The 25309-nt window shown below is 46.7% G+C and carries 19 protein-coding genes; 16 read left to right on the top strand and 3 right to left on the bottom strand.

Annotated elements, in window-relative coordinates:
* Window positions 1–52: 52 nt before the first annotated feature.
* The 6 genes from AB4161_RS09275 (at window position 53) to AB4161_RS09250 (ending at window position 6647) form a co-directional block, all read left to right on the top strand.
* Window positions 53–1063, top strand: a complete 1011-nt coding sequence (locus AB4161_RS09275; protein ID WP_017062722.1) for an ornithine carbamoyltransferase — start codon at window positions 53–55, stop codon at window positions 1061–1063.
* A 490-nt stretch (window positions 1064–1553) separates the two neighbouring features.
* On the top strand, window positions 1554–2483 hold the full coding sequence (gene pyrB, locus AB4161_RS09270) for an aspartate carbamoyltransferase (protein WP_372083255.1): 930 nt from the start codon (window positions 1554–1556) through the stop codon (window positions 2481–2483).
* Window positions 2484–2498: 15 nt separating this feature from the next.
* Window positions 2499–2963 (top strand): aspartate carbamoyltransferase regulatory subunit, encoded by a 465-nt coding sequence (pyrI, locus tag AB4161_RS09265; protein WP_059021942.1) that lies wholly within the window; start codon window positions 2499–2501, stop codon window positions 2961–2963.
* Window positions 2964–3290: 327 nt separating this feature from the next.
* On the top strand, window positions 3291–3779 hold the full coding sequence (locus AB4161_RS09260; protein ID WP_017063664.1) for an arginine repressor: 489 nt from the start codon (window positions 3291–3293) through the stop codon (window positions 3777–3779).
* Between the two features lie 175 nt (window positions 3780–3954).
* A complete protein-coding gene (locus AB4161_RS09255) occupies window positions 3955–5805 on the top strand; it encodes a protein-disulfide reductase DsbD (RefSeq protein ID WP_372083254.1) in 1851 nt (616 codons plus the stop codon).
* Between the two features lie 212 nt (window positions 5806–6017).
* Window positions 6018–6647, top strand: a complete 630-nt coding sequence (locus AB4161_RS09250; RefSeq protein WP_017062717.1) for a response regulator transcription factor — start codon at window positions 6018–6020, stop codon at window positions 6645–6647.
* On the opposite strand, the gene AB4161_RS09245 is transcribed toward AB4161_RS09250, so the two are convergent.
* The gene (locus tag AB4161_RS09245) at window positions 6644–8395 is read right to left on the bottom strand and encodes a potassium/proton antiporter (protein WP_372083253.1); all 1752 of its coding nucleotides are present in this window, start codon (window positions 8393–8395) and stop codon (window positions 6644–6646) included. The two genes, AB4161_RS09250 and AB4161_RS09245, sit on opposite strands and share 4 nt — an antisense overlap.
* 448 nt (window positions 8396–8843) lie before the next feature.
* Between AB4161_RS09245 and AB4161_RS09240 the strand changes: the two genes are divergently transcribed.
* From AB4161_RS09240 to AB4161_RS09225, 4 genes are all read left to right on the top strand, one after another.
* Window positions 8844–9110: a DUF4212 domain-containing protein gene (locus AB4161_RS09240; protein ID WP_010435433.1), complete on the top strand. Its 267-nt coding sequence runs from the start codon at window positions 8844–8846 to the stop codon at window positions 9108–9110.
* 10 nt (window positions 9111–9120) lie between these two features.
* Window positions 9121–10824 carry a sodium:solute symporter family protein gene (locus AB4161_RS09235; protein ID WP_017062715.1) on the top strand — a complete coding sequence of 568 codons (1704 nt, stop codon included), beginning with the start codon at window positions 9121–9123 and terminating at the stop codon, window positions 10822–10824.
* 200 nt (window positions 10825–11024) lie between these two features.
* The gene (locus tag AB4161_RS09230) at window positions 11025–11411 is read left to right on the top strand and encodes a hypothetical protein (RefSeq protein ID WP_137001886.1); all 387 of its coding nucleotides are present in this window, start codon (window positions 11025–11027) and stop codon (window positions 11409–11411) included.
* Between the two features lie 12 nt (window positions 11412–11423).
* Entirely contained in the window at window positions 11424–12809 is a 1386-nt protein-coding gene (locus tag AB4161_RS09225) for a class II fumarate hydratase (protein ID WP_372055020.1), read from the top strand.
* A gap of 116 nt (window positions 12810–12925) precedes the next feature.
* Here the strand turns inward: AB4161_RS09225 and AB4161_RS09220 are convergent, their stop codons facing one another.
* Window positions 12926–16357: a PAS domain-containing hybrid sensor histidine kinase/response regulator gene (locus tag AB4161_RS09220; RefSeq protein ID WP_102320316.1), complete on the bottom strand. Its 3432-nt coding sequence runs from the start codon at window positions 16355–16357 to the stop codon at window positions 12926–12928.
* 118 nt (window positions 16358–16475) lie between these two features.
* Window positions 16476–17672: a 3-phenylpropionate MFS transporter gene (locus tag AB4161_RS09215; RefSeq protein WP_017062710.1), complete on the bottom strand. Its 1197-nt coding sequence runs from the start codon at window positions 17670–17672 to the stop codon at window positions 16476–16478.
* A gap of 232 nt (window positions 17673–17904) precedes the next feature.
* Between AB4161_RS09215 and AB4161_RS09210 the strand changes: the two genes are divergently transcribed.
* The 6 genes from AB4161_RS09210 to accC all read left to right on the top strand — a co-directional run bounded on the left by AB4161_RS09210 (window position 17905) and on the right by accC (window position 25206).
* Window positions 17905–19737: a DUF294 nucleotidyltransferase-like domain-containing protein gene (locus AB4161_RS09210; protein WP_372083271.1), complete on the top strand. Its 1833-nt coding sequence runs from the start codon at window positions 17905–17907 to the stop codon at window positions 19735–19737.
* Window positions 19738–19747: 10 nt separating this feature from the next.
* The gene (locus tag AB4161_RS09205; RefSeq protein ID WP_102320310.1) at window positions 19748–20380 is read left to right on the top strand and encodes a 3'-5' exonuclease; all 633 of its coding nucleotides are present in this window, start codon (window positions 19748–19750) and stop codon (window positions 20378–20380) included.
* A 218-nt stretch (window positions 20381–20598) separates the two neighbouring features.
* Window positions 20599–22548, top strand: coding sequence for an acetate--CoA ligase (gene acs, locus AB4161_RS09200; RefSeq protein ID WP_009844693.1), 1950 nt, complete (start codon window positions 20599–20601; stop codon window positions 22546–22548).
* 322 nt (window positions 22549–22870) lie between these two features.
* Window positions 22871–23317, top strand: a complete 447-nt coding sequence (aroQ, locus tag AB4161_RS09195; RefSeq protein ID WP_372083252.1) for a type II 3-dehydroquinate dehydratase — start codon at window positions 22871–22873, stop codon at window positions 23315–23317.
* Window positions 23318–23394: 77 nt separating this feature from the next.
* On the top strand, window positions 23395–23847 hold the full coding sequence (accB, locus tag AB4161_RS09190; protein WP_017062707.1) for an acetyl-CoA carboxylase biotin carboxyl carrier protein: 453 nt from the start codon (window positions 23395–23397) through the stop codon (window positions 23845–23847).
* A 15-nt stretch (window positions 23848–23862) separates the two neighbouring features.
* Complete coding sequence (accC, locus tag AB4161_RS09185; RefSeq protein WP_017062706.1) at window positions 23863–25206, top strand: acetyl-CoA carboxylase biotin carboxylase subunit; 1344 nt, start codon at window positions 23863–23865, stop codon at window positions 25204–25206.
* Window positions 25207–25309 lie beyond the last annotated feature (103 nt).

Raw genomic sequence — 25309 nt, 5'->3', positions numbered from 1 at the left:
AATTTTCTTTCCCTGTAACAAGAAAGCGCCTAAATCTAAGAAGGAATACATCATGGCTTTTAACCTACGCAATCGTAACTTCCTAAAACTACTAGATTTCACTCCACGCGAAATTCAACACTTATTAGATCTTTCTATGGAGCTAAAAAAAGCGAAGTACAACGGTTACGAACAGCCAACACTAACTGGCAAAAACATTGCGCTTATCTTTGAGAAAACCTCAACTCGTACTCGCTGTGCATTCGAAGTAGCGGCATTCGACCAAGGCGCTCGCGTGTCTTACTTAGGCCCATCTGGCTCTCAAATTGGCCACAAAGAATCAATGAAAGATACCGCTCGCGTTCTTGGCCGTATGTACGATGGCATTGAATACCGCGGCTTCGGTCAAGAGATTGTTGAAGAGCTAGGCGCTTACGCTGGAGTTCCAGTATGGAATGGTCTGACTGACGAATTCCACCCTACACAAATTCTTGCTGACTTCCTAACCATGACGGAATACGGCCGTGGTAAACAACTGCATGAAATCAGCTTTGCTTACCTAGGTGATGCTCGCAACAACATGGGTAACTCTCTGATGGTTGGCGCAGCGAAAATGGGCATGGACATTCGCCTTGTTGCTCCAAAACAGTTCTGGCCACAAGAAGAACTATTGGCTCAGTGTCGTGAAATCGCAGAGCACACAGGTGGCAAAATTACACTGACTGAAGATGTTCAAGAAGGCGTGCAAGGTTGTGACTTCCTGTACACCGACGTTTGGGTATCTATGGGCGAAGCGAAAGAAGCATGGGCTGAGCGTATCAACCTAATGATGCCTTACCAAGTGAACATGGAAATGCTGAAAGCAACGGGTAACCCACATGTGAAATTCATGCACTGTCTGCCAGCTTTCCATGGCGAAGATACCACGGTAGGCAAACAACTTGCGGCTGAATATCCACAGCTAAAAGACGGTGTGGAAGTGACTGATGAGGTAGTTGAGTCTGAATACTCTATCGTGTTCGATGAAGCTGAAAACCGCATGCACACCATCAAAGCAGTAATGGTTGCAACACTAGGCAGTTAATTACCTAAACAGCTAAGAATCGAAACAACTAAGAAGTTAAGCACTCACTTGTTCGCGAGACATTGACAAGTTAAGTGTAATGACAGGGAAATGCGGGCGGCGAACTTGGGATTTAGCCCTTGGATAAAGCCCGCATTTTTTTTCATGTACTTGAGGGCATTATCGCCCCAAAAACCCTGAGATTTTCTGTCTCAACAAGGGCTTAAATCAAAGCAAAATGTAGAGGTTATTTCGCATAAAAATCCATTAAATGAATACTTTACAGAAAGTATTGCATGCCGTTTTTATCTGAGTATAATCCTCCGCAATTTGTCTTAAGAGAGCAAAAAATGAACTGCAATTCTGTCGCACATGATTGTCAAACTACACGCCAAAGAGTGGCGGTGGTGTCATTTTTATTTTGCTCTATTGATCGTTTCGAAGCCTCCTATTTTTAGGGGGCTTTTTTTTTGTCCGCAATTTGACTGTATGCATAGAAGGAAGACCCGTTATGGCGCATTCGTTATTTAACAAGCACATCATCTCCATTCCAGAGCTCTCTCGTGATAAACTGGAGCTTATCGTCGATACTGCCGCAAGACTCAAAGCAGAGCCAAATCCAGAGCTGCTGAAAAATAAGGTGGTGGCGAGCTGCTTCTTTGAGCCTTCAACTCGAACTCGCCTTTCATTTGAAACCGCAGTTCAACGCCTAGGTGGCACGGTCATCGGTTTTGATAATGGCGGTAACACATCGCTGGCGAAAAAAGGCGAAACACTTGCCGATTCGGTACAGGTTATCTCTTCTTACGTTGACGCCTTTGTGATGCGTCACCCACAAGAAGGCGCAGCACGTTTAGCCTCTGAGTTCTCTAACGGTGTGCCAATTGTAAATGGTGGCGACGGTGCCAATCAGCACCCAACGCAAACCTTGTTGGATCTATTCTCGATTTACGAGACGCAAGGCACGCTCGACAACCTCAATGTGGCATTTGTTGGCGACCTAAAATATGGCCGCACCGTGCACTCATTGACGCAAGCACTATCAAAATTCAACAACGTGCGTTTCTTCTTTATCGCGCCAGAAGTGTTAGCCATGCCGGATTACATTTGTGAAGAACTGGAAGAGATGGGCATCCAATACAGCACCCACAGCAGCATTGAAGAAGTGGTGCCTGAACTGGATGTTCTGTACATGACTCGCGTACAGAAAGAGCGCTTTGATGCGTCAGAATACGCGCACATGAAATCGGCTTACATTCTGACGGCCGATACGCTGAAAGACGCTCGCCAAAACATGAAGGTGCTTCACCCACTGCCACGTGTCGACGAAATCACAACTGACGTCGATAAAACGCCACACGCTTACTACTTCGAACAAGCTGAAAACGGTGTGTATGCACGTGAAGCTTTATTAGCCCTAGTTCTAAACGACACTTTATAAGCAGGAGATACAGTCATGGTTAAACAAACTCAGCTACAAGTAGAAGCGATCCGTAATGGCAGCGTCATTGACCACATCCCTGCTCATCTTGGGATTAAAATTCTCAAACTGTTCAAGCTGCATAAAACAGAACAGCGCATCACTATGGGGTTAAACCTGCCATCATCAGCGCTCGGCAACAAAGACCTAATCAAGATTGAGAACATCTTTCTGACCAAGGAACAAGCCAACCAATTGGCTCTGTACGCCCCGCAAGCGACGGTCAATCAGATTGAAGAGTACAAGGTGGTTAACAAGCTAACATTAGTGCTGCCAGACCAAATCAACAGTGTCTACTCTTGCCCGAATAGCAACTGTATTTCGCACGGTGAGCCAGTCGAAAGCAGCTTTAAAGTGCAGCTAAAACAGGAAAACGTGCAGCTAAAATGTCACTACTGTGAAAAAGTATTCTCTCGCGAGATCATGAGTGAAATTCGCTAACCCTTAGCGCCATTATCACGGTCTCCAAAGCACCCTAATACCGATGGATATTTATGCCAAACTTGGAATAAATATCCATTTAACAAAAGAATAAAACTCCAAAATAAAAGCAATTAACTAGAATTTTATTTGGTGATCCCCTTCAAAAAGACAACTATCCTTTAGTGGTAGACTCAATGGGTAGACGATCATACATCACGCATACCTTCCCTCTTTATTTCGGGATTCATCGGTAAGCCCTATTTAACAATCGTACTCTACGGCTTTGGGAGTACGCTCGGCGCTATGGACAAGCGATAACCACATGTTGACCTTAAGGAGTTGTTCATGAACCCAATCACTGAGCACGGTTGCTTGTATTCAGCTGAAGATAAAACACTGACTGCAGCGTGCAAACGCTTACTACAACAACAAAGCTTCTCGACCCAAAATCAACTGCGAGAGAAACTCGTCGATATTGGCTATACCGGTATCAGCCAATCGACCGTATCTCGTATTTTGTCACAGCTTGGTGTTGTCAAAATTCAGAATGCTTGCGGTAAAAAGGTTTACTGCATCACGGTTGAAAGTGCACCGGTTCGTGTCGATGCATCCATCTCATCGCAAATCGAATTCATCACTCATAACCAAGCGATGGTCATCGTAAAAACTCATCCAGGTTGTGCTCAATTAGTCGCAAGATTAGTCGATATCGACCCACATACTGAGATTATCGGCACCGTTGGCGGTAATGATACCGTGCTTATTATTCCAAAAGATACGATGAATATTGATGCTTGCGAACAAGTAGTAAAAGCACGCTTGGGTGTAGCTTAAATGTCTCTTTTACAAAGGCAAGTCACTCAAGTTGAATTGCAGCTCCCCACTCGATTACCCAATAAAATCGCTATCCCGCCTTAGGGGATATTTGTTTGCCGATGAAACTAATAGCAAACTATTACGGTCTGATTGAGTTAAGATACCTTCAACTCCATTTTGATGACTAAATAGTATGCGACGACTTGCCACATTACTTTTTGTTTGTGTTTCCCTATTCACCCAGCCTGCGTGGGCGCTATTTGGGAACGACAACGCCGAGCCAAGCTTCGGAGGCAATAACAATGGTTTTGTCCCTGTAGACCAAGCTTTCCCTTTCAATTACTACCAGCAAGACGACAAAGTCCTTCTCGACTGGCAAGTAAAAGAGGGCTACTACCTCTATCAACATAGCCTCTCGTTCACCGGGCAAAATCTCGCTATCGGTAATGTTGAATTAGAAGATGGTAAGCCGCACCAAGATGAATTCTTCGGTGAGGTGAGCATTTATACTCAGCCGTTATTCGTGCAAGTTCCTCTGCAGAGTTACCAAGATGGCTCACAGCTGATCGTTAAGTATCAAGGCTGTGCGGACGCAGGGTTCTGCTACCCACCAGAGACTCGTATCATCGACATTGAACCTTTCACAGCAACAGGTTCTGCTAATTCGCAAGGTAGTGACTCACAAGCTTCATCTTCTGCTGGCAACGAAACCGATGTTTCTACGCAACCAACATCTCCGAAAGCAGACGTTGTAAGTAACACGACTCAACAGCCAAATGCCCCTGTTTCAAAAGAAGCAGGCTTAGCCGATAAGCTCGGTGACAGTTGGTGGACCCCTCTATTATTCTTAGCACTCGGTGTTGGTTTAGCCTTTACGCCGTGTGTGCTGCCTATGTATCCGATTCTAACGGGTATCGTTTTAGGTGGTGGCAAACTCAGCCAAGGTCGCGCGCTGATGCTGTCCTTTATTTACGTGCAAGGCATGGCGTTAACCTACACCTTATTAGGTTTAGTGGTTGCTTCAGCAGGCATGCAGTTCCAAGCCGCTATGCAGCACCCTTACGTGCTGATCGCGCTGAGTGTTCTGTTCGTGGCGTTGGCAATGTCGATGTTTGGCGTTTATAACCTGCAACTGCCAAGCAGCATTCAAACTTGGCTCAACAATCAAAGCAATAAGCAGCAAGGTGGCAATACCTTGGGCGTATTCGCAATGGGCGCTATCTCTGGCTTGGTGTGTTCACCTTGTACCACGGCGCCATTGTCAGGCGCGCTGCTGTATGTGGCTCAGAGTGGCGACCTATTTACCGGTGCGATTGCTCTGTATGCATTAGCCATGGGTATGGGTATTCCGCTGATTTTAGTTGCGGTATTTGGTAATAAGCTATTGCCTAAAGCGGGCAGCTGGATGGACAAGGTGAAGATCGTATTCGGCTTTATCTTGCTGGCAGCACCTATCTTCCTGCTAGAGCGCATCATTCCTGAATTGTGGGCAACCGTGCTTTGGTCTGGCCTTGGCTTCATCGCCTTTGGTTGGCTGTACCATAGCAAGAATGCACTGCCATTCGGCGGCTGGAAGCAGAGTGCGGTAGGCATCATCGCGATGCTTGGCTTGTTTGCTTCGGCACAGCCTGCATTGAACTATTGGTTTGCGGAGAAGAGCGTAACGGTAGAACAACAGCACATCCAATTTGCACGCATCAACACGGTTGAAGAGCTAGAAATCCAACTCATCGAAGCGAAGAAACTCGGTAAGCCTGTGATGCTCGACTTCTACGCCGATTGGTGTGTGGCGTGTAAAGAGTTCGAGAAGTACACCTTCCATCAAGCTGATGTGGAAAACAAGCTTTCTGACTTTGTACTGCTACAAGCCGATGTAACGAGAAACATGCCTCAAGACATTGAACTGCTTAAACAATTACAGGTACTTGGCTTACCGACGATTGAGTTCTGGGATGGCGAGGGTAACCATGTTCCAAATGCTCGTGTAACCGGTTTTATGCCTGCCGATGTATTCTTAAAACACATACAAAACCACCAGCTATAACGGCAATATTCACTAAAATATAAGCCGAATCGAAAGCCGCACCGCCCCTCCGTAACGAGATGGCAGTGCGGCTTTTTTGCTATTCAGAGTAACGCTTTCTTATTCCGGGCATAAAAGTCGATATGGTTCAGACTTTTAATGCATAGATATTGTCCACATACTCAATCAGGATGATAATAAATATTAACTAAATTGTTAAAAGTATGAACGTCATGGACTCGACCTATACCATCATCATTGCTGATGACCACCCTCTCTTTCGCAACGCCCTGTTTCAGTCAGTTCATATGGCGATCAGTGGTGCGAACCTGCTTGAGGCCGATTCTCTCGATGCCTTACTGACTCTGCTAAAGAAAGAAGGCGAGCCGGATCTATTACTGCTCGATCTGAAAATGCCGGGCGCCAATGGCATGTCAGGCTTAATTCAACTGCGCGCTGAATACCCAGATCTACCGATTGTGGTGGTTTCTGCCAGTGAAGATGCCAGCGTGGTCACTCAGGTGAAGAGCCACGGTGCGTTTGGCTTTATTCCTAAGTCGAGTGATATGCGTGAGTTGGTGAGTGCACTGAATCAAGTGCTGAATGGCGACCCGTTCTTCCCTGAAGGGCTTATCACCAATAATGCAGCGTGTAGCGACCTTGCAGAAAAGATTTCCACACTGACGCCTCAGCAATACAAGGTATTAGGGATGCTTTCTGACGGCTTGCTTAACAAGCAAATCGCGTATGAATTGAATGTTTCGGAAGCGACCATCAAAGCACATATGACGGCCATCTTCCGTAAACTGGATGTGAAAAATCGTACTCAAGCGGTTATCTTGCTACAAGAAGTCCACAATTAAGCTTCACTGATATCCTCTTCTAAAGTCGTCTTAGGTAAACATAAACCCAACCTGACGACTTTATGATCATCTATCTCTGCAACCACCCAAGTGATGTCATGCCACTCAAAGCTATCACCCAATACAGAGTGTGCGCCAAGCTCTTGAGCAACCAATTGTTTTAGCGTCATTTCTCGCTCTTCTTCCGAGCCAAGTTCAATACCATAACAATCACTCACTGCCGCAACTGATAGCTCAACATCCAAGAAGAAGTCACCAAAGAATCGTGCCGCCTCTTCTGCTAGAGGCGCCTCACTGAACAACGAACTTAAGCTGTCCAAATCTTTGTCTTGACCAAGCACACATAAGATATCGTTCGCCTCTAACACGGTGCTGCCTGATGGGTGAAGCAAGGCATCCTTTCTAAACAGTGCAGTAATTCGCGTTCCTTCCGGCATAGACAAACGCTTTAGTGGTTCGCCCACACACCACTTCTCTTCTTTCAGCTTGTAGACAAACATCTCCCACTCACTAGCAGGGTAAATTTCAATGCCAGTACGAGAAATCGGTGTCGGCGTTGGAGGTAGCGTCACTTGAGCCAATCTCGCGACTTTCATCAAGCTGCCGCCTTGAACAATCAGCGACACCATAACCACGAAGAACGCGATGTTGAAGTAAAGCTGAGCATTAGGCAGGCCAGCCATCATCGGGAACACCGCCAGAATGATCGGTACCGCGCCGCGTAGACCGACCCAAGAAACAAACCAACGTTCCTTGGTGGTAAAGCTTCTGAACGGCAGCAAACCCAACCAAACCGACAGCGGACGAGCAAACAAAATCATACCGAAGGCCAGTGCCAGCGCAGGCAGAGCAATGTCCATCAACGTTGATGGCGTCACCAATAAACCCAATACCAAGAACATCACGATCTGGCTTAGCCACGTCATGCCATCAAGAACATTAAGAATAGAGTGTCGAGAGCGCGTCGGACGATTACCAATGAACAAGCCCACTAGGTAAATCGATAAGATGCCGCTGCCGCCAAGCATGTTAGAGAACGCAAACAGCGCCACGCCCCCACTGAGTACCAGAATGGAATAAAGGCCATCAGCCAATTGTACTCGATTGATTAAGCTCCATAGAACCCAGCCGCCGCCAATACCAACAAGAGTACCGATACCAAACTGCATCGCAAAACTTTGCAGTAGGAAGTTCATCCCCATTTCAGCATCAGGCGTGCCCAACAGCGCAATTAAGGTTACCGTCAGGAACACCGCCATTGGGTCGTTAGTGCCCGATTCGATCTCTAGGGTTGAGCCAACACGCTCATTGAGACTCTGTCCTTTCAGCAAAGAGAATACCGCTGCCGCATCGGTTGAACCAACAATCGCCCCGACCAAGATGCCCTGCATTAATGACAAGTCAAACAGCCAAGCCGCCATTAATCCGGTTAAGGTTGCTGTACATGCGACACCTATCGTCGCCAGCGAGAGCGAAGGCCAGAAAGCGACCTTGAAGCTCGCCACCTTGGTTCGCATACCGCCATCCAACAGAATCACGGCAAGCGCAAGGTTACTCACCAAGTAGGTCAGTGAATAATCATCGAAATGAATATTACCGGGTCCATCTTCACCCGCTAACATACCAACGAACAAAAAGATCAAAAGAATAGGAACGCCCAATCGAGAGGACACTTGTGAGAAAAGCACGCTGATGGCGATGAGTACGGCACCAGTCAAGAATAAGTGGTTAATGGTTATTGCGTCCAATTCGTTCCCCCAAAGAATAAAATCCGAGCTTTAAGCCTGTTGATCTTTTGCCACTAGCTTGTTGATCTTCTGCCGTTTAGCAAGGCACGGTCGGTGAAAGTGCCGTTGTTACTATAACAAACTTATGTTTCGCTTCGTGTCATAAGCAGGGCTAAATACCGTTTCTCGGTCATTTAGTTGTTAAATTTTATGACTCGCAGTCTAATTCATCCCTTTTTGTTAGACCTTTGGCTAATTTAACAACATTGTAACATCACATTTTTCTATGGTTATGTCTCCTAGCTCCCATATTTCAGTACATTAGCGCTAATACCATCCCGACTAAAGTTGCACAGATCCCTTGACTTATCCTTGCTACATTCTAAATCGTAACATTACGTTAACACGCTATTTTACAAAACGGTTTCACAAAAACAGTTTCTACGAAAACGGAATAAAGGAGAAGGCAATGGCGTTCGAATCTACGGAACATGCTCAAGCCTACTGGAAGGAAAACTTGGGAATTATGGGAACACTGCTCGCGGTCTGGTTTGCGGTGTCTTACGGCGCTGGCATCTTATTTGTGGATGCCCTCAATACCGTTCAGTTTGGCGGGTTCAAGCTAGGATTTTGGTTCGCTCAGCAAGGTTCGATATACACCTTCGTGGCGCTGATATTTATTTACGTTGTCCGCATGAATGCGCTCGACAAAAAATACAACGTACAGGAAGACTAGAGGCTAGAACATGGATATTCAAACTTGGACGTTTATTCTCGTCGGTATTACTTTCGCGGTATATATCGGCATCGCAATCTGGGCTCGTGCAGGGTCTACTAGTGAGTTCTACGTTGCTGGCGGTGGTGTACACCCAGTAGCAAACGGCATGGCGACCGCCGCTGACTGGATGTCGGCAGCATCATTCATCTCAATGGCAGGTATCATCTCATTCGTTGGTTACGACGGTGCGGTTTACCTAATGGGTTGGACAGGTGGTTATGTACTACTTGCGCTATGTTTAGCACCTTACCTACGTAAGTTCGGTCAGTTTACGGTTCCTGATTTCATCGGTGAGCGTTACTACTCGAAAACGGCACGTATGGTAGCGGTATTCTGTGCAATCTTCGTATCGTTTACGTACGTTGCAGGCCAGATGCGTGGTGTGGGCGTTGTATTCTCTCGTTTCCTAGAAGTTGATATTAACCTAGGCATCATCATTGGTATGGGTATTGTGTTCTTCTACGCAGTACTAGGTGGCATGAAAGGCATCACTTATACGCAGGTAGCTCAATTCTGTGTCCTCATTTTCGCCTTCCTTGTTCCAGCAATCTTTACCTCAATCATGATGACAGGTAACCCACTTCCACAAGTTGGTATGGGCTCTACGCTATCAGGCACAGATGTTTACCTTCTTGATAAACTGGATGGACTGACCGAAGAACTCGGATTTACCGCCTATACCGAAGGTAACAAGAGCATGGTAGATGTATTCTTCATCTGTGCGGCTCTAATGGTCGGTACTGCGGGTCTTCCACACGTAATCATTCGTTTCTTCACGGTACCAAAAGTACGTGATGCTCGTATCTCAGCGGGTTGGGCACTACTGTTCATCTCATTGCTATACACAACAGCACCAGGCGTTGCAGCATTCGCTCGTGTAAACATGATCGAAACAATCAACGGCCCTGACATGCAAGGTGTCGCTGCAGCGGACGCACCAAGCTGGTACAAAAACTGGGAAAGCACTGGCCTAGTAGGTTGGGAAGATAAGAACGGCGATGGCAAAATGTTCTACTCGGGCGATGAGCGCAACGAGATGAAGATTAACCGTGACATCATCGTACTGGCTTCTCCAGAGCTAGCGAAACTACCAAACTGGGTTGTAGCACTGCTTGCAGCCGGTGGCCTAGCAGCCGCACTATCAACAGCCGCGGGTCTACTATTGGTCATCTCAACGTCGATTTCACATGACTTGTTGAAGAAAGGCTTCAGACCAAACATGACCGACAAGCAGGAGCTGTTAGCCGCTCGTCTGGCAGCCATGGTCGCGATTGTCGGTGCCGGTTACTTAGGTATTAACCCACCAGGCTTTGTAGCACAGGTAGTAGCGTTTGCCTTCGGCTTAGCCGCAGCATCCTTCTTCCCAGCGATTATCCTAGGTATCTTCTACAAGAAGATGAACAAGGAAGGCGCAATTGCAGGTATGTTGTCAGGTATTGCCTTCACAGCAAGCTACATCATCTACTTCAAGTTCATTAACCCAGCAGCAAGCACACCTGAAAACTGGTGGTTTGGTATCAGCCCAGAAGGCATCGGTACGCTAGGTATGTGTCTAAACTTCGTAGTATCGATTGCTGTAAACAAAGTAACTGCTGAAGTACCACAAGATGTACAAGATATGGTTGAGAACATCCGTTACCCGAAAGGTGCAGGTGAAGCTCACGACCACTAAGCACGACCATTAAACAAAGATGTTTAGCAAAAAATGAATCAGTACTTACATTGTAGGGATTAGGTACTGACTCCAGAAAGCCGATACTTCGTGTATCGGCTTTTTCTTTTTCTGCTCACTTTATAAAAAGATAAACAAAGGGTTGTTTTTAAAATTTTATTTGATAATAATTATCATTAACATCCAATAAAGAGATGCAGATGATGATGAAAGAGCAGCAGGTTCTCTATTCGAGATTTTACAAAGCACAGGATCGCTTTGCTTCATTAGAACAAGTTCAAGGCCATGAGCCGTTTGTAATTCGAGAGTATATCGAGTGTGCACAGACGCTTTCGGCTTACTATGAAAAGCATGCCGCTCAAGAAAACATCTTGTTGTGCGAGCTGTATCTACGCCAAGTTTTCTTTCATTTGATTGAAGCGATTGAGTCTCCTCAGCGCAGTTTCGCCTTTCGTCATATCTGCCTAGACTCTATTCACTCACCACTATTTTATTTGAAGCGCCACTACTGCCAGCAACCTCAAGGCCAAGCGCGTTTTTTGAATCTCAGCCAAACACTACAACAAGTCCAAGCCCCACTTGGCTAACAAGGATAGAACATGACCCTACAATTTCGGATTGAAAAAGACAGCATGGGCGAAGTGAAAGTCCCTGCCGATGCGCTATACCAAGCACAAACTCAGCGTGCAGCGTATAACTTCGCGTTTAGCTCTCACAAGATGCCGACCAGTTTTATTCAAGCACTGGCGTTAATTAAACAGGCAGCGGCAGATACCAATGCTCAGTTAGGTCTACTGGAAGGTGATATTGCCAACGCGATAGCCGAAGCCAGCCAAGAGATCATTGAGGGTAAACACCTCGATCAATTCCCTATCGATGTCTACCAAACCGGTTCAGGTACCAGTTCCAACATGAATGCCAATGAAGTGATTGCTACGCTTGCCTCAAGAAGCTTGCAAGGCGACGTGAACCCCAATGATCACGTCAACATGGGCCAAAGCAGTAACGATGTGGTGCCAACCGCAATTCAAGTGAGCGTTGCTTTGATGGCTGAAAATAAGCTATTACCTGCATTAACTCACCTTTCTGAAGCACTCACCATCAAACAACAGGAACTTGCGGAGGTCGTGAAGACCGGCCGCACTCATCTAATGGATGCGATGCCAATGACCTTTGCTCAAGAGCTAGGTGGTTGGAAATTTCAGATAGAACACGCTAAGCAAGCAATAGAGAACACCCTGCCCGCTATCAAGGCTTTAGCACAAGGTGGTACTGCGGTTGGAACAGGGATCAATGCTGACCCACGCTTTGCCGATAAGTTTGCGAGTAACCTGTCTCAATCGACAAAGATCAGTTTTAGCTCGAGTGAAAACTTCTTTTTTAGCCTCAGCAGTCAAGACGCGATCGTTGCGCTGTCAGGTCAGCTCAAAACGGCAGCAGTTGCGATCATGAAGATCTCAAACGATCTTCGCTGGATGAACTCTGGGCCGTTGGCTGGCTTAGGGGAAATTGAATTACAGGCTCTACAACCAGGCTCATCGATCATGCCTGGCAAGGTAAATCCTGTGATTCCTGAAGCTGCAGCTATGGCGGCGGCGCAAGTCATTGGCAACGACACCACCATTACCGTAGCCGGACAATCAGGTAACTTCCAACTTAATGTGATGCTGCCAGTGATTGCTCATAACGTGTTGGAAAGTATTGAGTTATTGGCAAACAGCTCAGTCGCTTTAGCGGACAAAGCCATCGCGACCTTCACGGTACGCCAAGACAATCTCGATTTGGCACTGTCAAAGAACCCAATCCTAGTGACCGCACTTAACCCTGTGATTGGCTACTTGAAGGCGGCTGATATTGCCAAGAAAGCTTACAAAGAAGGCTTACCAATTCTGGATGTCGCAGAAAGAGAAACCGATCTTAGCCGAGAAGAGCTCAGTAAACTGCTTGATCCAACCACACTGACACAAGGTGGCATTGCTGGTTAGTTATTGAATTAACAAGCGAATCGGCGTTCGCAAAAAAAACAGAGACAAAAAGGCCTCATCTGAGGCCTTTTCACTATCCGCTCACGAACGTACTAATCCGAGCCTGTTAACCCAAACTAGCTCACTCGATTCAAGACCGCTCTTAACTTAAGTGGTTTCACTGGCTTGGCAATAAAGCTAAAGCTGTTGGCCTTTATCGCTGCCAACATGTCATCGGTTCTATCGGCACTGATGATGACACCTTCAAAAGAATCTCCAAGGCGCAAGCGACACTGCTGCAGGACTTCGAGACCCGTTCTGCCATTATCTAAACGGTAATCAGAGAAAATCACATCAGGTAGCCAACCCTCATCTAGGCACTGCAAGCTTTCGACCAAATCAACCGCCGTCTTAACCTCACAGCCCCAACGTCCGATCAGGTTTTCCATACCGACTAAGATTTCTCGTTCATTATCGACACACAATATCTTGAGATGTTCGATGTCGCTGGTCGCCATTGGCGTCGAAGCTTGCACAACTGGAGCCACTTTTTCCGCTCTAGCTAAGGTGATGGAAAAGACACTGCCTTGCCCCGGCCATGAGCGCATCGAAATTTGATGGCCAAGCACATGAGCAATACCTTTCGAGATAGCCAGCCCTAACCCCAATCCTTGATCGGCTCGTACTTGGCTGCCACGAGTAAACTCTTCAAAGATTTCTTGTTGCTTGTCTTCATCGATACCGGTTCCATTATCCCACACATCAATTCGAACCTGTCCATTCACTCTTCTCGCACCCAGTACCACTTTCCCTTCCGGGTTATAGCGGAACGCATTGGTCAAAAAGTTCTGAATCACACGCCTCAACAGCTTAGGGTCTGAATGAATGAACAATGACGACGGAATCATCTTAAACTCAATTTTCTGTTGTCTCGCTAGAGCGCTAAATTCCGCGTTCAAATTGGTTAATACGTCATGCACGGCAATCGCGTGAATGTTGGTTTCTAACTTTCCGGACTCCAATCGAGAGATATCCAGCAAGTCACCAATCAAATCTTCTGCGGCGCCAAGTGCACTCTCGATGTGAGATGACAATTGCTTCACCTCTTGCTCTTTTGCCACCTCAGACAGTGACGAAGCAAATAGACGCGCGGCATTGAGCGGCTGCATCAAATCGTGGCTTACCGCGGCTAGAAAACGACTCTTAGATTGTGATTCTTGATCCGAAATCTGCGTGGCTTTTACCAAGCGATGGTTCAGTTTTTCGAGTTCTTGAGTTCGCTCATGCACTCTCGATTCCAAACTTTCGTTGGCATCTTTTAGCGCTTGCTCTGCTTGTCGGAATACCGTGATGTCGGTAAAGCTCATCACAAAGCCACCACTTGGCATCGGGTTACCTTGCACTTCAATCACTCGACCATCAGGACGAATGCGAGAAGAGGTATGTCGAGTGCCTTGCTCCAAATGATAAACACGGCGACGCACATGATCTTCAGGGTCACCCGGACCACACAAACCTTGCTGAGCATTATGGCGAATCACATCGGAGATCGGCCTGCCCACTTGTATCAAACCAGCCGGGAACTCAAACAATTCTAGATAGCGCTGATTCCACGCCACCAGCCTCATTTGTTTGTCGATTACTGCGATGCCTTGGCCAATATGTTCAATCGCGCCTTGCAGTAAACCACGGCTGAAGTCGTACAGTTCCGAAGCTTCATCCACGATGGTCGCGACTTCTTCAAGCTGCATGTTTCTTCCCTGTAAAGCGGAAGTAAGTACTAACTTAGCAGACGAAGCACCGAATACTCCGGCGAGCACGCGCTCTGCGTGTCGAATCAGACTTGCAGGCGCTTGTTGATTAGGAAGCAGCGGCTGACCGTGTTGTTGCCAATAGCTGTGTAAGGCACTTTTGGCACGCTTACGGCCTACAAAACGCGACGCCAGCATCTCTAATTCAGCGACCGTCACTCGGTTCTGGTAAAGGCTGATATTCTCGTTTTCAGGCAGCGGCGTGCCAACAAATGCTGCTGATTGTAAGCGCTCACTTAGGCTTGGGCGAGTCGTCATCGAAACCACGGCATAGCACAAGGTATTAAGTACAATACTCAGCACAATGCCCCAGTTTGAACTGCTGATATTCCAGCTACTGAGCAGTTCTGGCGGCGTGATAATCCACAGTAAAAGGTTACTGTCACTGTCGCCAGCCAACATGCTGGTTTGGCTCATCAAGGTAATCAGCCAAATCAACGAGCCCACCATTAAGCCGACATACACGCCCTTGCGGTTACCCGGGCGCCAGTACAAACCACCAATAAGTGCTGGCGCGAATTGAGCAATCGCAGCAAAGGAAAGAAAGCCAATCGCTGACAGTGAATGGATGGTATCGAGCGCCTGATAAAACAGCCAAGCACCCAGTAACAGCAGTAAAATTAGCCCGCGGCGAATCACCAATAGCAGGCCAGAAAAGTGTCGATGGGTTCTTTGAGTTAGGCGCATACGGCGCAGTAACAATGGCATCACTAAATCATTCGACACCATGATCGCCAAGGCGATGGTCGACACTATCACCATGCCACTTGCCGCAGACGTACCACCAAGGAAAGCCAGCAAGGCAATGTGATTAGCGCCTTCTGACATTGGCACACTGATCACATAGGTATCCGCTGGCATACCAGTAAGTAGTCCTTGTCCTGCCCAAGCAATTGGCAGCACGAACAGTCCCATCAAAATCAGGTAAAGCGGAAACAACCAACGAGCGGTATGCAGGTCTTGAGGACGTTCGTTCTCTACCACCATGGTATGGAACTGGCGTGGCAGACAGACAATCGCCAACATGGTTAAAACGGTATGAATAATTAAGGTCGGAATATTGGGTGATTCGTAGGTGGAAGCCGCCACATCAAGCAAGTCGATCTTGTCGCTGCTCATCGCCAGATACATGATGAATAGGCCAACGATCAGGAATGCCGCGAGCTTAACGATGGATTCAAACGCCACCGCCATCATCATGCCACGGTGATGCTCTGTGTTATCAATGTGTCTTGTACCAAACAGCATGGTGAAAATAGCCAAAGCACCGACCACAAACCAAGACACATGATAGTCCTGATAACCGAAGTCAGCCGCTAGGTTGGGTGCAACAATATCCAACCCCATGGTAATACCACGCAGTTGCAGAGCAATATAAGGAAGGATACCAACCACGGCGATAACCGTCACCGCCACCGCTAAGCCCTGAGATTTTCCATAACGAGCCGCGATAAAGTCGGCAATGGAGGTGATATGTTCCCGCTTCGCAATCAGGATCAGCCGCGCCAAGATCCGCCAGCCTAGTGTAAAGACTAGAATCGGGGCGAGGTAAATGGGTAAAAAAGACCAAGGGTTGTTACTCGCCTGCCCGACCGTTCCATAGAAGGTCCAAGAGGTACAATACACGGCAATCGAAAGGCTATAGATCCACGGGCGCCAACGCGATAGCCAACGAACCTGCCTGTCTCCATACCAAGCGATCAGAAATAACACGCCCAAGTAGGCTAAAGAGACTGGAATTACTATCCATCCTTGCATTGAAAACCCTTTTTTCATCCATAAAAAAACCTCTCCATAAGGGAGAGGTTTCATTTAACTAAGGATGGGTGATTAACTCAATCGCATCGCTTAAATTCTGTGCTTTAGACTCTAATTATCAGCATTTGCTGTGAGATTCTGACTGTTCCGAATCTGATTGATTAATCTCAACCACTGAACTTCTTTCATCCAACTTAATGAACAGAGCAAGTGCACCCATAGCAGCCATACCCCAGAAGATATTTGCACCCCAAAGCTCATAACCCCAACCACTTAAGGTGGTCATCAGTGCAATAAAGGCACCTAATGGAATCGCGTTATACAGAGCTTGTAGCGCAACCATCTTGTTTTGTTCTTCAGATTGGATGTATTGAATCGCGGCGATGTGTGCCATGGCAAAGGTCACGCCATGCAGTAGCTGCACCATAACCAGTGCGAAAATCGCTGTCGTTGATGCGGTAATACCCCAACGCGCCATCACCCCAATAGCCGCGACGACAAACAAAGTACGCAGTGACCAGCCTGAGAATAATCGCTTACTCAGAGCAAATACGGCCACTTCAGCAACAACACCTAAACTCCACAAGTAACCGATGATAGCTTCTGAGTGACCCGCTTCTTTCCAATAAATCGCACTAAAACTGTAGTAAGCCGCATGACTACCTTGCAGCAGCGCCATCAAGGCTAAAAACTTTACCACTGACGACTCACGCAGCAGTTCACCTAGTTTTGGTCGCGCCGCTTGTTGCTCAGATTGCGTTACTGGCATCACGTTAGGATTTCTCATCGCCAGAATTAATGACAGCAACACACCGGCAAGCGCAGTATACAAAATCATGTCAGTGCCGAATTGTGCCACCAAATAGCCAACAACCGTTGAACCTGCGATAAAGGCAATTGATCCCCAAAGACGAGTTCGGCCGTAGTCGAGCATTTTCAAACGACTGTAATGGTTAGCCATCGCATCAGAAAGAGGAATGATCGGCCCACAACAGAGGTTAAACAGTACCGTTGCCAACAACATCAGTATAAAGCTGCCACCGGTGAAGAAGTGGAAACCGACAAACAGCAGCGCAGCGAAACTCAAACAGCGTAGCGCTGGCATCAAGTGTTCCACTTTATGGATACGCGGCGTAATCACTAAGTTGGCCACACAACGAGTCGCAAAGCCGATACCAATCAATACGCCAATATCACCAGCAGACACGCCTTGGTCTTCAAACCACAACGCCCAAAATGGCAAATACACGCCATACGCAAAAAAGAAACCAAGAAAATACTGAGAGATCCAGCCATAGGGTGAAGGGCTAAACATAAATGACCTATAAAGTGTGCGGAAAAAGGCAGCACCAATTATGCCTATCTCGCATACGATGAAAAAGGGAATTATTACTGGGATAGTATTCCCATATTCAATGGGTCTGGATATCGCATTTCAACAAGAGATTTCACGCTCATCAATACTCATACTCGCATTTAGACTAAAGTCGTCTGGAGCTTCGCTGGTATTTTGTCAGACTGATTAAAGACTCCCATTTCTTCTTGTGATGCTTATGCCTGACAAATTTAATATGCAGCACCCGCCCTTCGATAGCCTGTCCGACGCCGAACAGTTGAAGCTTCGCTCTTCATTAGACGTGGTGTATTACCGCTCTCAAGAAGTGATACTGGAAGCTGAAAGGCCGAGCCGACACCTGCATATTTTGATCAAAGGAGCTGTTGAAGAGCGCGCGAGCAGTGATGGTGAGATTTACGCACACTATGCCAATGACGATATTTTTGATGTCCGCAGCCAGTTTGAACCCCACACCAAACACCAATATATCGCACTCGAAGATACATTAAGTTATCTGCTGCCCACCGATATTTTTCTTGAGCTTTACCACGCCAATGGCCAATTCGCTGCCTACTTTGATAGCAACCTATCAACACGAAAAGCTTTGATAGAAGCCGCCCAGCAGCAACAGAATCTTGCCGAGTTTATATTAACCAAAGTGGATGACTCTATCTATCACCCACCACTGATACTTGAACCAAACCAACCGATCAACCAAGTCACTCAAACCCTTAAAGAACAAGGGTTAGACTCGGCCCTAGTCCATTTGGAACATAATGATCCAAAAGCTTTTGGATCATTATGTTCCTTGCCGTATGGAATCGTCACCCGAACCAATTTATTGCATGCTGTGATGCTCGATAATTTCACACTGGATGCGCCTGTCGGTGAGATCGCAACGTTTCCGGTGATGCACGTGAACCAAGGCGATTTCTTATTTAACGCCATGATTACCATGACCAGAAATCGAGTAAAAAGGTTGATGGTTTGTGATGGTAAAAATGCGGTCGGCATGGTGGATATGACACAGATTCTCAGTGCATTCTCCACACACTCCCACGTTCTTACTTTGCGTATTGCGCGCGCCACCAGCGTTGAAGAATTGGCAATGGCATCCAACAAACAACGTCAACTGGTCGAGAGCTTGCTCAGTAATGGGATTCGCACACGCTTTATCATGGAGCTGATTTCTGCGGTCAACGAACAGATCATAGAGAAGGCTTTTGAGTTGGTGATCCCACCTGCACTGCATAATCATTGCTGCCTAATCGTGCTGGGTTCTGAGGGGCGTGGAGAGCAAATTCTCAAAACCGATCAAGACAACGCTCTGATTATTCAAGATGGTTTGGAATGGCATCAATGCCAAAGTGCCATGAACGACCTCACCCATACCCTTCAACAATTGGGTTACCCACTGTGCCCGGGCAACGTAATGGTCAACAATCCGAAATGGGTGCATTCAGAACAAGAGTGGAAACAAACCCTCACCCATTGGGTAAAAAAAGCCACGCCAGACACCGTGATGGATATCGCGATCATGGCAGATGCACACGCAGTAGCGGGGAATAGAGAGTTATTAAAACCTGTAAAGCAGCACCTCAGTGATTTAATGCTCGGACAAGAATTGATTCTGACGGAGTTCTGCCGCCCGGCGCTGAACTTCTCAGTTCCCCTGACCCTGTTTGGTAATGTGAAGCAATCCAAGTCCGGACTCGATATCAAACAAGGCGGTATTTTCCCTATCGTGCATGGTGTGAGAGCGCTTTGCCTAGAACATGGTGTCACGGTCAACAACACCTTCGAACGCATTGAGCAGCTGGTCAGCAAGAAAGTATTAGAGCAAAGTACTGCCGATAATCTCAGTGAAGCACTCAAGCAATTCTTTAAGTGGCGCTTAGCCCAAAGGCTTTCTCAGCAGCACAGCAGCAACAAGATTAACGTCAAACTGATGGAACGAGCAGACAGGGATCTGCTTCGTCATAGCCTGCACGTGGTGAAGAAATTCAAGCAATGGCTCGGCTACCACTATCAGATACGGGATTAGGCATTGAACGATGAATAGGTTGGTTCGCTATTACTGGCATCACAAGCTCAAAGGCTCCCTCTATCAGCCTCTGTTTACTGCGCCTATTGATCATGAATATGTATCGCTCGATTGTGAAACCACCAGCCTAGATCCCAATCAGGCAGAATTAGTTACCATTGCCGCGACCAAGATCATCGGTAACCGAATCATTACCAGCCAACCTTTTGAAGTCCGGTTGCGCGCCCCCCAATCGCTCGATTGCAATTCAATAAAAATCCACCGTATCCGTCATCAAGATCTAAAGCACGGCATCGAAGAAAAACAGGCTTTAATCGAGCTACTGAACTTCATTGGAAATCGTCCTTTAGTCGGCTATCACATCCGCTATGATAAAAAAATTCTCGACCGCGCCTGTTTAAAACAGCTTGGATTTCCACTGCCTAACCGATTAGTCGAAGTGAGCCAACTCTATCAAGACAAACTCGAAAGACAGCTGCCCAATGCCTATTTTGATCTCAGTATCGATGCCATCTGTCGCCAACTCGATTTACCTATCCCGGTCAATAAACATGATGCATTACAAGACGCTATCTCCGCTGCGCTGATCTTTGTGCGCCTGAAACATGGTGATCTTCCCCGTTTCAACTCTTCTTATTCTTAATTCAACCACTGGCGCTTCACATAGAGAGCAACATCTCAAAATTGAACTTAACTCGCTATTTTGTAAGTGAAAAGCAGCGTCTCATCCTAAAGTCTAATTGTGGAAATCGCCGTCCTAGCCGAGAGTGATAACACAAAGACGGTTCTGTAATAGACCTAGAAACTGAACACAAAGGAAGTTGCCAGTTCATTAGGAATGTAGGCACAAGGAGAGATGCAATGAGTGAAGCCCACGTTTATCCGGTAAAAGAAAATATTAAATCAACCACACACGCGGATAATGACACTTACCTAGCCATGTACCAGCAATCTGTTTCTGACCCTGAAGGCTTTTGGGGTGAACACGGAAAAATCGTTGATTGGATCAAACCTTTCACACAAGTAAAAAACACCTCTTTCGACCCTGGCCACATTGATATTCGCTGGTTTGAAGATGGCACGCTTAACGTTTCGGCTAACTGTATCGACCGCCACCTTGCTGAGCGCGGTGATGAAGTCGCTATCATCTGGGAAGGCGATGACCCGGCAGATGATAAAACTCTAACTTTTAATGAACTGCATAAAGAAGTGTGCCTGTTTTCGAATGCTCTAAAAGAGCAAGGCGTGCGCAAAGGTGATGTGGTTTGTTTATACATGCCAATGGTGCCAGAAGCGGCAGTAGCCATGCTGGCGTGTACCCGTATCGGTGCGGTTCACACAGTCGTATTTGGTGGTTTCTCACCAGAAGCACTGTCTGGTCGTATTATCGATTCAAATTCTAAAGTCGTTATCACTGCCGATGAAGGCGTGCGTGGCGGCCGTGCTGTTCCACTGAAAAAGAATGTCGATGAAGCACTGACGAACCCTGAAGTGAAAAACATCGAGAAGGTTGTTGTATTCAAACGCACTGGCGGTGATGTGGCATGGCACGAACATCGCGATGTGTGGTGGCACGATGCTATTGCTAATGTATCTGCAGATTGCCCACCAGAAGAGATGAACGCAGAAGATCCACTATTCATCCTTTATACGTCAGGCTCAACAGGTAAACCTAAAGGCGTTATGCACACCACAGGTGGCTACCTTGTTTATGCTGCGATGACCTTCAAATACGTATTCGATTACCAAGAAGGCGAGACTTTCTGGTGTACAGCCGATGTGGGTTGGATTACCGGTCACACATATCTTGTTTACGGACCGCTTGCTAATGGCGCAAAAACGATTCTGTTTGAAGGCGTGCCAAATTACCCGAACACCAGCCGCATGAGCGAAGTGGTCGATAAGCACCAAGTTAATATTCTTTATACGGCGCCAACGGCTATTCGTGCATTGATGGCGAAAGGCAATGAAGCCGTTGAAGGTACTTCTCGTGACAGCCTAAGAATCATGGGCTCAGTGGGTGAACCTATCAACCCAGAGGCGTGGGAGTGGTACTACAAAACAATCGGTAATGAGCAATCTCCAATTGTTGATACATGGTGGCAAACAGAAACGGGCGGTATCTTGATTGCACCGCTACCAGGCGCAACAGACCTGAAACCGGGCTCTGCAACTCGTCCATTCTTCGGTGTGCAACCGGCACTGGTTGATAACATGGGTAACATCATTGAGGGTGCAACAGACGGCAACCTAGTGATTCTTGACTCTTGGCCAGGCCAAATGCGTACCGTTCATGGCGATCATGACCGCTTCGAACAGACTTACTTCTCGACCTTTAAAGGCATGTACTTCACCAGTGACGGCGCTCGTCGTGATGAAGACGGTTACTACTGGATTACGGGGCGTGTCGATGATGTACTTAACGTATCAGGTCACCGTATGGGTACTGCTGAGATTGAATCGGCTCTAGTCGCGTTCGATAAGATTGCAGAAGCCGCGATTGTGGGCATCCCTCATGATATTAAAGGCCAAGCGATTTACGCTTACATCACGCTGAATGATGGTGAGTTCCCAACCGCAGAGCTTCATAAAGAAGTAAAAGACTGGGTACGTAAAGAGATTGGCCCAATTGCAACGCCAGATGTACTGCACTGGACCGACTCTCTACCAAAAACTCGTTCGGGTAAAATCATGCGTCGTATCCTGCGTAAAATCGCGACTGGCGATACAGGTAACCTAGGTGATACCTCGACACTGGCCGACCCAAGTGTGGTTGATAAGCTGATTGCCGAGAAAGCAGAACTGGCATAAGCAACCAGTCACAGCAGCTAATCACTCTTTAAAACAGCACTTTCTAAACCGTCACCTATGTGGCGGTTTTTTTATGGCTGATCTTGATCTCAAATATCCCGCCCCAAATTAAGGCTAAGACGCTTTTTTGTTAAGTTGGTAACAATTCCAAGCTGTATCAATAGGAGATTAGACCAGTAAATTGCTGCGATTTGCGCTGAATTAGCTATAATCTGGTTCTAATTTTTAAATTTGGGTTTTTCTCACTGGAAATTAACCGCAAATTTTCAATAAAATGGCAACATTCACGTTCGTAAACACGATAAAGGAAGATAGCCCCACGATGTCTACAAAGTTTCGCATTCTAGTTTTAAATGGCCCAAACCTTAACCTGTTAGGCCTTAGAGAGCCCGCACACTACGGTTCTCAAACACTTGACCAGATTATTAGCTCACTGACCGAGCAAGCGAAAGCACACGATGTTGAGCTATCTCACTTACAGTCAAATCGTGAGTACGAACTGATTGAAGCTATCCATAGTGCTTATCAAAATGTTGATTTTATTATTATCAACCCAGCAGCCTTTACACATACCAGTGTGGCACTGCGTGATGCACTACTTGGCGTTGCCATACCATTTATTGAGGTTCATCTATCGAATGTTCACGCGCGTGAACCATTCCGTCACCACTCTTACCTATCTGATAAAGCAGAAGGTGTGATTTGTGGCTTAGGTGCCCAAGGTTATCAATTTGCTTTGACCGCTGCGCTCAGCAAGCTCAACTCATAGTAAACATAAACAACGAACTATTACTAACCTACTCAGTCATAGAGTAAGTTCAATTAACAGATAAAGAGAAAGAAACAATGGATATTCGCAAAATCAAAAAGCTAATCGAATTGGTTGAAGAGTCTGGTATTTCTGAGCTAGAAATCTCTGAAGGTGAAGAGTCAGTACGAATCAGTCGTAACAGCACTGCACCTGTAGCACCTGTTCAATATGCAGCTGCTCCAGCACCTGTAGCGGCAGCAGCTCCTGCGGCGGCACCTGTAGCAGCAGAAGCAGCAGCTCCTGCAGTTCCAGCTGGTCACCAAGTTCTTTCTCCAATGGTTGGTACTTTCTACGGCGCTCCAAGCCCAGACGCAAAACCATTCGTTAAAGTTGGTCAATCTGTAACTGCTGGCGAAACGCTATGTATCGTTGAAGCAATGAAAATGATGAACCAAATCGAAGCTGATAAATCTGGTGTTGTAACAGCTATCCTAGTTGAAGACGGTCAACCAGTAGAATTCGACCAAGCTCTAGTAATTATCGAATAATAGAGAGCACTCATTATGTTAGATAAATTAGTAATCGCGAACCGTGGTGAGATTGCACTACGTATTCTGCGTGCATGTAAAGAGCTTGGCATTAAAACGGTAGCGGTTCACTCAACTGCTGACCGTGACCTTAAGCACGTACTGCTTGCAGACGAAACCATTTGTATCGGTCCAGCTCGTGGTATCGATAGCTACCTAAACATCCCTCGTATCATCAGCGCAGCTGAAGTGACAGGTGCAGTAGCTGTTCACCCTGGCTACGGCTTCCTATCTGAAAATGCAGACTTTGCAGAACAGGTAGAGCGCAGTGGCTTTATCTTCGTTGGCCCTAAAGCTGAAACCATTCGCATGATGGGTGACAAAGTGTCAGCTATCACGTCAATGAAGAAAGCTGGCGTACCTTGTGTACCAGGTTCTGACGGCCCTCTTGACGACGACGAAGCAAAAAACAAAGCGCACGCTAAACGCATTGGCTTCCCAGTTATCATCAAGGCATCTGGCGGCGGCGGCGGTCGTGGTATGCGTGTTGTTCGTTCTGAAGCAGAATTAACAGAAGCTATCGCGATGACTCGTGCTGAAGCAAAAGCATGTTTCAACAACGACATGGTTTACATGGAGAAATTCCTAGAAAACCCACGTCACATTGAAGTACAAGTGCTTGCAGATGGCCAAGGTAATGCTATCCACCTAGGTGAGCGTGACTGTTCAATGCAGCGTCGTCACCAGAAAGTTGTGGAAGAAGCGCCAGCTCCAGGTATCACTGAAGAGATGCGTAAGTACATTGGCGAACGTTGTACTCGTGCATGTATTGAGATCGGTTACCGCGGTGCAGGTACATTTGAATTCCTATACGAGAACGGTGAATTCTACTTCATCGAAATGAACACTCGTATCCAGGTTGAACACACGATTACTGAAATGGTAACGGGTATCGACCTAGTGAAAGAACAGCTACGTATTGCAGCTGGTCAGCCTCTATCATTCACTCAGGATGACATTAAGCTGCGTGGCCACTCAATCGAATGTCGTATCAATGCTGAAGATCCAGTTCGTTTCCTACCTTCACCAGGTAAGATTGAACGTTTCCACGCACCAGGCGGCATGGGCGTACGTTGGGAATCTCACATCTACACGGGTTACACAGTGCCACCACACTACGATTCAATGATTGGTAAGCTGATCACTTACGGTGAGAACCGTGATGTTGCTATCGCTCGTATGAAGAACGCATTGGGTGAAATGATTGTTGAAGGTATTAACGTTAATACTGAGCTTCAACTGTCTATTATGAACGACGAAAACTTCCAACACGGTGGTGCAAACATCCACTACCTTGAGAAGAAACTTGGTTTGTCATAATCCGTTCGTTTAAGAACAGTCAAAATGCTCACTTCGGTGAGCATTTTTGTTTTTGAACCGCCGAAAAAATCAATCTTTAATCCCCATTATATTCCGTGGGGTT

It is taken from the genome of Vibrio sp. 10N.286.51.E5 (genome assembly GCF_041469125.1).
In the GTDB taxonomy this organism is placed as follows: domain Bacteria; phylum Pseudomonadota; class Gammaproteobacteria; order Enterobacterales; family Vibrionaceae; genus Vibrio; species Vibrio crassostreae_C.
The sequence above is the reverse complement of the archived record's forward strand: the minus strand, read 5'-3'. Positions and strand labels throughout refer to the sequence as shown.